At 72.7% G+C, this 9,891-nt stretch carries 5 protein-coding genes and 1 pseudogene; all 6 read left to right on the top strand.

Features of this window, described 5'->3' with window-relative positions; all coding sequences use genetic code 11:
* The first annotated feature begins 204 nt into the window (after positions 1-204).
* A complete protein-coding gene (locus V7E46_RS29860; RefSeq protein WP_333771343.1) occupies positions 205-5,358 on the top strand; it encodes a caspase family protein in 5,154 nt (1,717 codons plus the stop codon).
* Positions 5,345-5,668, top strand: coding sequence for a hypothetical protein (locus V7E46_RS29855; protein ID WP_333771342.1), 324 nt, complete (start codon positions 5,345-5,347; stop codon positions 5,666-5,668). Before V7E46_RS29860 ends, V7E46_RS29855 begins: the two co-directional genes overlap by 14 nt.
* A 5-nt stretch (positions 5,669-5,673) precedes the next feature.
* The gene (locus V7E46_RS29850) at positions 5,674-6,333 is read left to right on the top strand and encodes a hypothetical protein (RefSeq protein ID WP_333771341.1); all 660 of its coding nucleotides are present in this window, start codon (positions 5,674-5,676) and stop codon (positions 6,331-6,333) included.
* A 111-nt stretch (positions 6,334-6,444) separates the two neighbouring features.
* Positions 6,445-7,761 (top strand): MFS transporter, encoded by a 1,317-nt coding sequence (locus V7E46_RS29845; protein WP_443054394.1) that lies wholly within the window; start codon positions 6,445-6,447, stop codon positions 7,759-7,761.
* Positions 7,762-7,906: 145 nt separating this feature from the next.
* A complete protein-coding gene (locus tag V7E46_RS29840) occupies positions 7,907-8,653 on the top strand; it encodes an SDR family NAD(P)-dependent oxidoreductase (RefSeq protein WP_443054393.1) in 747 nt (248 codons plus the stop codon).
* 148 nt (positions 8,654-8,801) lie between these two features.
* Positions 8,802-9,833, top strand: a pseudogene (locus tag V7E46_RS29835) (ABC transporter ATP-binding protein); the annotation flags it as partial.
* Between the last annotated feature and the right edge of the window lie 58 nt (positions 9,834-9,891).

The following is a 9,891-nucleotide window of genomic DNA, read 5'->3' as shown; positions in this document are numbered from 1 at the left end:
ATCCGGGTCGGCGCGCGCTCGGTGCGGCTCTACCGGGCGGTGCGGGACGGGGCGGAGGCGGGCAGCTGAGGCACGCGGGGCCGCTCCGCCGCCCGCGCTCGGCGCGGGCGCGGGGCGCTCTGCCATACTGCCGCTCCAGCCGACAGCGCACTGCCATAGGGTCGCGTGACAGGCCGGGAGACGGGGGGCTGCTCCGAAGTGAGCGTGTTACGGGCACTTCTGATCGCCGTGCGGAGCGACCTGGAGCTCGTCGGCGAGGACACCGCGCTGATCAGGGACGCGCTGCTCAGCTCCGGATACGCGGAGTGCGACGTGACGGTCGTGGACTCCGCGAAGCAGACGACCGGGCCCGGTATCTACTCGGCGCTCAACACCTTCCTGGCCCGCTGCCAGGACGGTGACTTCGGCCTCGTCTACTTCTCCGGCCACGGCGTGCGCTTCGACGGCGTCGAATACCTGGTGCCCAGCGACGCCGACCCCGCCGCCGGTGTGCTCAGCCTCGTCCCGGTGGCGCCGGACGTGCTCTTCGACAAGCTGACCACCGAGGCGACCGTGATGATGTGCCTCGACTCGTGCCGTGACGAGGTGGCCGCCGCAGAATTCGGGACGCCGCCGAGGCTGCCGACGTCCTCCCGCTCGCGGGAGAACGTCGTCCTGGTCTACGCGTGCGCCCCCGGGCAGCGGGCCATGGGGACGAGTACGGGAAGCTTCCTGGGCCGCGCGCTCGCCGAGGCGCTGGGCGACGACTCGCCGCCGCGCACCGTCGAAGAGGTGATCGCCAGCGTGCGACGGCGCACCCGGCAGATCGCCGGCTATCACGGGCACCTCAGCCACGTCCACGACTGGTGGCTCGGCAATGCCACCGGCGGACCCCCGGTCCAGCACGCCACGCGGGAGATCTGCGGGTCGGGGCCCGGCGCGGAGCCGTGGACCGAGGCCGTGCACGACGCGGTGCTGTGGGACAGGATCGCCGACGGCACTGTGGACACCGGACGGCTGAAGGACCTGCTCAGCCAGCTGATCGAGAAGGTCCTCGCCATCCGTCGGGATGCCAACCGGGAGAACAAAGCGGGCCAGGACCCCTGGGACGACCCCTCCTACCCAGGGCGCGTCATCCGGCAGCTCAACCGCCTCGTGCCGGCCGCCCCTGTGGGGCGGCTCAGCGCGCTGGAAGTGGTCACGCTGCTGGCGACGCCCTTCGTCCGGGAGGCGGCCGTCGCGTGCGGCCGCCGGGCGCTCGCGGAGCTGTACCCGCCGCAGGGGCCGGGCGCGGACGACGGGGATTCGGCCGGCCGGGGCGGCGGTGACGCGCGGCGGCATCTCGCGGACGACATGGTGGACGTCCGCAGGGCCTTCGGCCAGATCGAGGCCAAACGCGTCAGGCTGCTGAACGCCGGCGCCCACGCTCCCGCGGTGGCCGCCGAGCAGTGGCTGCGCCACCGGCTGCTGGCCGGCTGGGACCAGCTCTGGGACCAGCTGCGGGAGCCGCCCGCCGGCGCCGGGCATTCCCTCGGCGCCCTGGACAGCCTGCCGGGCGTCATCGACCGGCTGACCGACGCCGCCGCGTATGCCGCGGGGTTGGGCTCGCGGCCCGCCCCGCGCAGCCGCGACCGGCTGCGCTCGGCGGTCTTCCAGGTGGTCTCGCAGATGCGCACCCGCCCGGCGGACACCGCGCCGAGCGGTGAGAGCTGGCAGACCAGGCTCGCACGGCTGCTGGGCATGAGCGACCACAGCAGGTTCTGGCGGCCGAAGCCGCTGGCGGAGCTGCTGTACATGGCCGAACTCCTCGCGATCGACGCCCGGTTGCTCGACGGCATCGTCGTGGACCACCTGGGAGTGGCGCACCACAAGGTGGAGCCGGGGGACGTGGTGGCCCAGGTCGGCGACAGCGAGTTCCGCCCCGTCGACCACGGCCGCCCGGCCGCGTCCCGCGAGGCGGCGCCGACCGGTCCCGCCGACTGGACGCTGGACGCCGAGTGCAGAAGCGCCGCCCTGCACGTGGCGCTGGAGCGCCAGGCCGACGCCGCGGGCGCCGCCGCGCGGAACGTGTACAAGGCCCAGCCCGACGAGGACCTGCTCTCCGCGCTGCCCAAGCACATCAACACCGACGCCCTGGAGCCGGCGGACGACAGCTACTACGAGGCACCGCCGCCGCGTTTCCAACTTGCCGAGGACGGCGTCAAGCCCCTCATCATGGGCACCCAGCTCTACGGTGACCACAAGCTCGCCATCCGCGAGCTGTACCAGAACGCGCTCGACGCGTGCCGTCGCCGCCAGGCGCGGCAGCAGTACGCCGCGCTCGCCGGCGGACGCGGGAGCGACCGCCCCGGCGTCAGCGAACTGGCCGACTACACGGTCACTTTCACCGTCGGCCGGGACCCGGAGGACAACCGGCTCTACGTCGAGTGCAAGGACGACGGCATCGGCATGACCGCCGAGGAGCTGAGCGACCTCTTCGCCCGCGCCGGCCGCCGCAATGAGCAGTCCCCCGCCCGGGTACGGGAACTCCGGCGCTGGCGCCGCAAGGGTGTCGTGCCCGAGCTGAACAGCCGTTTCGGCATCGGGGTCTTCAGCTACTTCATGCTCGCCGAAGAGATCCGGGTCGTCACCCGGCCGGCCGGTGTCAACGGCCAGGGGGCCGGTGGCCCGGGACACCGCGTGGACGTCGTGGCCGATTCCGGGCTCATGCACATCACCACGCACGACGACGGGGAGGTCGGCACCCGCGTCCGGCTCTATCTGCGCCCCGAGTTCAGCGCGGAGCCCCCGTCGGTCGTCGACTTCCTCAGGCGCCAGGTCTGGCACAGCCCTGTGGCCATCGTCGTCGACGAGCAGATGGACAGCCGGACCGAGCCCCTCAGGTGGGCGCCCGACGTGCTGCGGGCCGACGACAGCCTGCCCGCGATGGCCCGGCAGGACCCCTCGCGGGGGATCTGGTGGGTACAGAACCTGGGCGCACGGCTCGTGGACGGCATCGTCGTGGGAGGGTCCGCGCGGCCCCGTGGTTACGTCATCAATCTGCGTCACCGGCACAAGCCCGTCCTCAGCGCCAGCCGCAACCAGCTGATCGGTTTCGCCGAGGACACGGTCTACCAGGACCTCTGCGCCGTCATCGACGAGTTGACGCGGTGGGACCCGATTCCGCTCACGTGGTTGTGGGAACTCGCCGGGGACGATCCGCGGCTGGCCGAAACAGTGGTCGAGCGCCTGCTGTCCGCCCGGGCCACCGTCGCGGTGGAGAGCTGGCACGGCGCAGGCGATCGTTCGGTGCGAAGCCTCCACGCCCTTGCCACGCTCGGCTGTCTTCCCCTCGACAGCAGTGACTACCTGATCGGCCGCGACGAGCCGGAGGGGGCGGGCCTGGAGTTCTTCCGTGACTGGCGGTCACAGCTGGTGCGACAGGGTCGGGTACCCGAAGCCGCCATCGGCTTCCCGAAGGGTTTTCCCCGTCCCACGGCACTGGACACACTTCTGTTCCACCGGCCGCGCAGACGCTGGAACCCGGCGGCAGCGGCGCTCCGGGCCGCCGCCGAGAGCGGACACACCCTGCGCACGGCAGTACGGGTGCTGCGCCGGTACGCCGTCGCGGGCATCTGCGTTCCGCCGACCGACGACCTCCGCGGACTCGACGGCGTGACGGGCGACCCGATCCTGGTGGATCTGTACACGGAATACACCGATCAGTACATTTTCCCGGCGAGGGAAGGCATCGCACCGCCGGTTCACGCTCCCCTGCTCCTCACCGCCGCACGTGAGCACCGGACGATCGGAGAGATGGCGGAACTCGTGGGAACGCTCAGGATCTTCGACCCCGGTCTTCCGGAGCCGCCGGATCCAGGGGACCTCGCTCAGCGCATTCCCACGCAGTCCGAGTACGAAATCCTGAACGGCGAACTGACCGCTCTGGACGGGCTCCCCCGTGTGGTGACGCCGTCCATCGCGGCCTACGTCGCGAATGTCGTGGGTGCGGAGGTCTCGGACGTCGTTGAGGTCGCGCGGCGTTACGCGCGGTTCGGCTACCAGGTGACCGGCAGCTTCGAGGAAGCGCATCTCTCGGACGACGATGTGGAAGCCCTGGGATTCGGGACGTCGGACGGGCCGTCCCGCCGCCTCAACAGGCCGCTCGACATCCTCGGACTGGCCGTCATGTCGGCGGAGCGCGGTGACGCCGACGTGGCCACCACCGCCGGAGCGGTCCGCGGGACCGCCGAGCGCGTCGGTCTGGGGCTGGCCCTGGACGACGTCCGTCACGCATCGCTCCTGTCCGTGAAAGCCGCCCCGTGGTGGGCCCGCTTCGGCGAGGAGGACGAGCCGACCGGTCGGCCGCTCAGCACCTGGACGGTCCTGCGTGCGCTGTCCGGCGTGCAGCGGCACGCCGACGTGGACGACGAAGTGCGGGGGGTCAGTGCCCTCGCCGAGGCGGGCGTGGTGGATGCGAGCGCCCCCGACGCGGTCCGCAGATGGCTGGAGAGCGTGCCGGAGGACCGCCCGACACTTCTCGTGAAAACCTCCTGGCACCTGACCTCGTACGGGACGAGCTGGAGCTTCAGCGCCACCTTCGACGTCTCCTCGAACCGGGTGGACACCGCCTTCCTCCTGACGCTGGCCGCCCACCACCGCATCAGCGTCGGCGCGGCGGCCGACTCCGCGCGCGCCGAGGCCGGGCCCTACGGCATCGAGGTGGCGAGCGTTCCCGACGAGTGCCGCGGTCTGCAACCGGATCTCTCCGTGTTCAAAGCACTGTGCGTGGACGCGAGGAACAGCTGGCTGCCGCAGGTCACGCTGCTGGAGATCCTCCAGTACGCCGACGACTGCGAGATCGACGCCACCACCGCCGCGTCCCGGCTGCGCGCCTACGAACCGCTCGGCGGCCCGCGGCTCCCCTACAGCCCCGATGGCGGGACAGGCAGGGAGCAGACCAAGCCCGATCCGGCCGTCGAGAACCTGTTGAGGTACGAACCCCTGCGCGAGGGCACGGTCACCCCGCTCGCCCTCACCGTGACCGCCGTACGGCTGGGCCGCGGGCTGCGGTCGACCTTCCGGGCACTCACCCCGTACACGGCCCTCGGGCTCGTCCTCGTGTGCCAGGAGCCGGCCGACGACGACTGCGAACCCGACTGGCGGGACGTGATCATCCTCAGCCGGCGGCTCACCGGCAGCGCGCCGGCCCTCTCCGGCGAGGTGACCGACGACCATGTCCGGCTGGCGGCGGAGGAGACCGGGTTGGAGGTCGCCGAGGTCCGCGACCGGCTCGCCTGCTACGCGCCGCTCTTCGGCTTCCGGCTGCCACCGGCGGAACCGGCGCCACCGGCCGAACCAGCCCCCGAGGACGGGAGGAGCGCTCATGCCCGACCATGACGACACCGTGGCGTACCGGGAGCAGCAGGTCGCACCGCCTGGCGATCTACGCAGTCATACGGACGGCGCCGGCTTCCTGGTGTTCACCGGCACCTGCCCGGTCTGCCACGCCCGGAACAGCTTCTCGCTGGTCGACGTCGTCCCCGGCACTGTCTCCAAGGGCCTGCCGTGGCGGCGGTCGCAGGACGACGGCCCCGGTGAGTGGACAATGGACTGCCGCTGCCCGATCACGCATCCAAGCAATGTCGACGAGTTCTCCGGCTGCGGCGCCTGGTGGACGGTACGGCTTCCGCCGCAGGGGGCACCCTGATGGCCATGCCCCCGGGGCCGATGGACCGCACCCTGCGGCTGCGGGCGCAGCAGCGGGTGTACGACATGCTCCAGTCGCAGCTGGAGATCGCCCGCCACCAGGCCGAGGGATGGCGCAACTTCCTGGCCACGGCGACCGCGCTGCTCGCGGCGGTCCTCGTGCTCAAGGGCCGGGAGAACGTCGCCGAGCTGACACCGGGCTACCGGCTGGGCGTCGTGGCCACGATGTCGTTCGGGCTGCTGGCCCTGCTGACGTCCGCGTTCACCGCCGCCTCCGCCGTGCACGGCCGGCCGGGCCGGGACCTCAGGCACGCCGACGGTACGCAACTGCTGCGGTGGGAGGCGGCGGAGTGCCGGCGTATCGGGCGCCTGGTCAACCGGGCCCGGTGGCTGGCCGTCGCGGGGGTGCTGGCCACGGCCGCGGGTGTCATGCTGACGTGGGTGGCGCCCGCGGGTGACAGCGCGGCCGGGTCCGTCACCGTGCACACACGCGACGGAAGCGTGTGCGGCGAGCTGGTCGAACTCGACAGCACCGGCATCACCGTCCGGGTCGCGTCCGCCGCAGGAACCGCCGGCGCCGCGGCCGGACAGGCAGCGCCCGACACGCTGCGCCGGCTGAGCTGGGGCACGCAGGCCGTGAGCGCGGTCCCCGCGGACAGCTGCTGAGCCGGCCGGCGCGTCCGGGCCCGCCCCCGAGTAGCGCCGCGTGCGAGTGAGTTCGATCACCGGACCGAATGGCGGGCAATCCGCTGGACTCCGCAAGTGGTCCAGTCCACTATGAGCCCGGTGACCTCCTCCGCACCCCGCCCCGGGAAGGCCGCCGCAGTCGCGCGCACCCCGTCGGCTTACCGCCCGCCGGCGGGACCCCTCTGGTCGGTCGACTTCCGGCTCTACTTCACCGCCCGCTCGGTCGCGATGCTCGGCGACACGATGCTGCCCGTCGCCCTGTCCGCGGGCCTGCTCTCCTACGGCTACTCGGCCGGCGACATCGGCCTGGTGATGGCCGCCGCCAGCGCCTGCTTCGCCGGCTTCGTCATCTTCGGCGGGGTGCTGGCCGACCGCTTCAACGCCCGCGCCATGATGATCGGTTCCGACCTGGTCAGGGTCTGCACCCAGTCGACGGCCGCCTTCCTCTTCCTCACCCACAGCGTGCGGCTGTGGGAAGTGCTGGTGATCGCGGTCGTCAACGGCACCTGTGCGGCGACCTTCCAGCCGGGGGTCGCCAGCACGGTCGTGCGGGTCGCGCACGATGTGCAGGGCGCCAACGCCGTGACCAGGACGGCCGAGTCCGCAGCCGGCCTCGCGGGTCCCGCGCTCGCCGGTGTGCTGGTCGGCTTCACCTCGCCCGGCGTCGTCTTCGCGGTGCACGCGGCCACGTATCTGACCAGCGGGCTGTGCCTGCTCTTCCTGCGGCTGGCCCCGCCCCCGCCGCGGGCCGCGGCCGACGGGACGGGCACGAGGACGACCTTCCGGGCCGATCTCGGCGAGGGCTGGCGGGAGTTCAGGGCGCGCACCTGGATGTGGGCGGTGATCCTGGTGTGGACGATCTACACCATGTGCGTCATGGGTCCCTTCATCCCGCTGGCCGCGGGCCAGATCATCCCCGCGCACGGCGCCGGGGCGTACGGCCTGGTCAATTCCGCCCTGGGCGCCGGCACCGCGGTGGGCGCGCTGCTGGCGATGCGGCTGCGCGCCGACCGGCCGCTGCGGGCGGGCAGCTTCGGGGTCTTCGCCGTGGCGCTGATGCCCGCGTCGGTCGGCCTCGACCTGCCGGTGGCCGGGATCTGCGGCTGCCTTTTCGTCGCCGGGATCGGCTGGGCGTTCTGGGGCGTCAACTGGGCCACCACCGTGCAGACCCAGGTCCCCGGCGACATCCTCAACCGCATCCACGCCTACGAAGTGGCCGGGTCCGTCGCGATGTTCCCGGTCGGCCAGGCGCTCGCGGGGCCGGCCGCCGCGGTCTTCGGGACCCGCCATGTGCTCCAGGCCGGCGGCGCCATCGCCCTCGCGGTGGGCGGCACCCTGCTGGCGATCCCTGCGGTGCGCGGGCTGCGCAGGGCGGCGCCCTTCACGACCGGACAGGCCGGCCCCTGAACGGCCGGGCGGGCCGCCCCTCCACGGCCGGGCGGGCCGGCCTCTCCACGGCCACATGGGCAGGCCCCTCCACGGCCGGCAGGACGGCAGGTCGAGGGCCGATTCCCGCCAGATCCGGGCGCTCGGCCCGACCATGATCGAGGGCATGGACACCACCGAGTTCGAAGGAAAGACCGCCCTGGTCACCGGGGCCTCGCGCGGTATCGGAGCGGCGGTCGCACTGCGGCTGGCGGAGGGCGGCGCCGATGTGGCGTTCACCTACCGGCACGATGCCGCGGCGGCGGAGACCGTGGCCGGCAAGATCCGCGCCCTGGGCCGCAGCGCGCTCGCCCTGCGCGCCGACAGCGGCGACCCGGCCGCGATAGAGAACGCGGTGGACCGCACGGCGGCCGAGTGGGGCCGGCTCGACGTCCTGGTCAACAACGCGGGCGTCTACGTGGTCGGCCCGTTGTCGGACCTGGGCGCGGCGGACTTCGACCGCTCGGTCGCGGTGAACGTGCGCGGCCCCTACCTGGCGGCCAGGGCCGCGGCCCGGCACATGCGCGGCGGCGGCCGGATCATCAGCGTCGGCAGCAATGTGGCCGACCGCACCACCTTCCCCGGCCACACCCTCTACGCCCTGACGAAGACCGCGCTGACCGGTATGACCAAGGGCCTCGCCCGGGACCTGGGGCCGCTGGGCATCACCGTGAACCTGCTGCACCCGGGACCCACCGACACCGAAGCCAACCCGGCCGACGGACCGTACGCGGAGACCGTCCGCGGCTTCACCGCCCTGGGCCGCTACGCCACGGCCGACGAGATCGCCGCGGTCGTGGCGCACCTGGCCTCGGACGCGGCCTCGTACGTGACCGGCGCGGTCGTGCACGCGGACGGCGGCTTCACCGTCTGACCGCGGACCCCTTCGACGCCCGGGGCGGGAGACGCCAGCCCCTTGCCGTCGCCCGCTCCGGGCCGCCGGTCCTGCTACCCCAGGGCCGGCTTCCCCGTGGCGAAAACCAGGTGAAGCGTGTCAGTGGGCAACCGTAGTGTCAGGAGTGATGCCTGCCACGACCCCTGACTCCGCGCCCGCCGCCCGCCCGCGGTCCTCGATCCGCTCACTGCTGCGGCTGTGGCCGTACGTCCGGCCGATCCGTGGACGGCTGGCGTCGTCGGCGGTGGTCGGCATGGTCGCCTCCAGCGTGGGACTGCTGATCCCGCTGGTGCTCAAGTGGCTGGTCGACGGCCCGGTCACCGACCACGACCCGTCCGGGGTGTGGCTCGGCGGCGGCCTGGTGCTGCTGCTCGGGCTGCTGGAGGCGCTGCTGTTCGGGCTGCGGCGCTGGCTGGTGGCCCGGCCGCTGGCCGGGGTCGAGGCGTCGATGCGCGCCGACCTCTACCAGCGGCTGCAACGGCTGCCGGTGGCCTTCCACGACCGGTGGGCGTCCGGGCAGCTGCTCTCCCGGGCCGTCACCGACCTCCAGATCCTGCGGATGTTCCTGGCCTTCCCGCTGGTCTTCCTGTTCGTCAACACCACCACGCTGCTGATCGGCTTCGGCATCCTGCTCGGCCAGAGCCCGCTGCTGACCGTGGTGCTGCTCGGCCCGGCCGTCCCGCTCGTGGTGCTGTCCTCGCGCTTCGAGAAGCGGTACGCGCTGGCCGCCAGGCGCGCCCAGGACCAGGCGGGCGACCTGGCCACCCTGGTCGAGGAGTCGGTGCTCGGCGTCCGGATCATCAAGGCCTTCGGGCGGCACCGCAGCCAGTCGCAGGCCTTCCACCGCCAGGCCCGCGAGCTGCGCGGCACCGAACTGCACAAGGCGCGGCTGCTGTCGAACCTGTGGGCCATCATCATGACCCTGCCCGAGCTGGCCATCGGCGTCGCCCTGGTGATCGGCGTCCTCCAGGTCTCCGACGGCAAGCTCTCGGCCGGCACCCTGGTGGCCTTCCTGTCCACGGCGCTGGCCCTGCGCTGGCCGGTGGAGTCGATCGGCTTCCTGCTGGCCATGACCAATGAGGCCGCCACCGCCGCGGACCGCTACTTCGAGCCGATGACCACCCCCGGCGCGGAGGGCGCCGGGCCGGCGGCGCCGGCCACTCCCTGTCTCTTATAAAAATATACGAGCCCACGAGACTTCGGTGTGAATCTGGGGT

Origin of the sequence: Streptomyces sp. IBSBF 2435, from assembly GCF_036815005.1 — a bacterium.
Classification (GTDB): Bacteria; Actinomycetota; Actinomycetes; order Streptomycetales; family Streptomycetaceae; genus Actinacidiphila.
Note: the sequence above shows the minus strand (reverse complement) of the source record. Positions and strands in the feature narration are given on the sequence as shown.

What these genes read in the sequence shown, in the direction of transcription:
- V7E46_RS29845 (WP_443054394.1), top strand. Translation starts at nt 6,445, where the DNA reads ATGAGCCCGGTGACCTCCTCCGCACCCCGCCCCGGGAAGGCCGCCGCA.
- V7E46_RS29850 (WP_333771341.1), top strand. Translation starts at nt 5,674, where the DNA reads ATGCCCCCGGGGCCGATGGACCGCACCCTGCGGCTGCGGGCGCAGCAG.
- V7E46_RS29855 (WP_333771342.1), top strand. Translation starts at nt 5,345, where the DNA reads ATGCCCGACCATGACGACACCGTGGCGTACCGGGAGCAGCAGGTCGCA.
- V7E46_RS29840 (WP_443054393.1), top strand. Translation starts at nt 7,907, where the DNA reads ATGGACACCACCGAGTTCGAAGGAAAGACCGCCCTGGTCACCGGGGCC.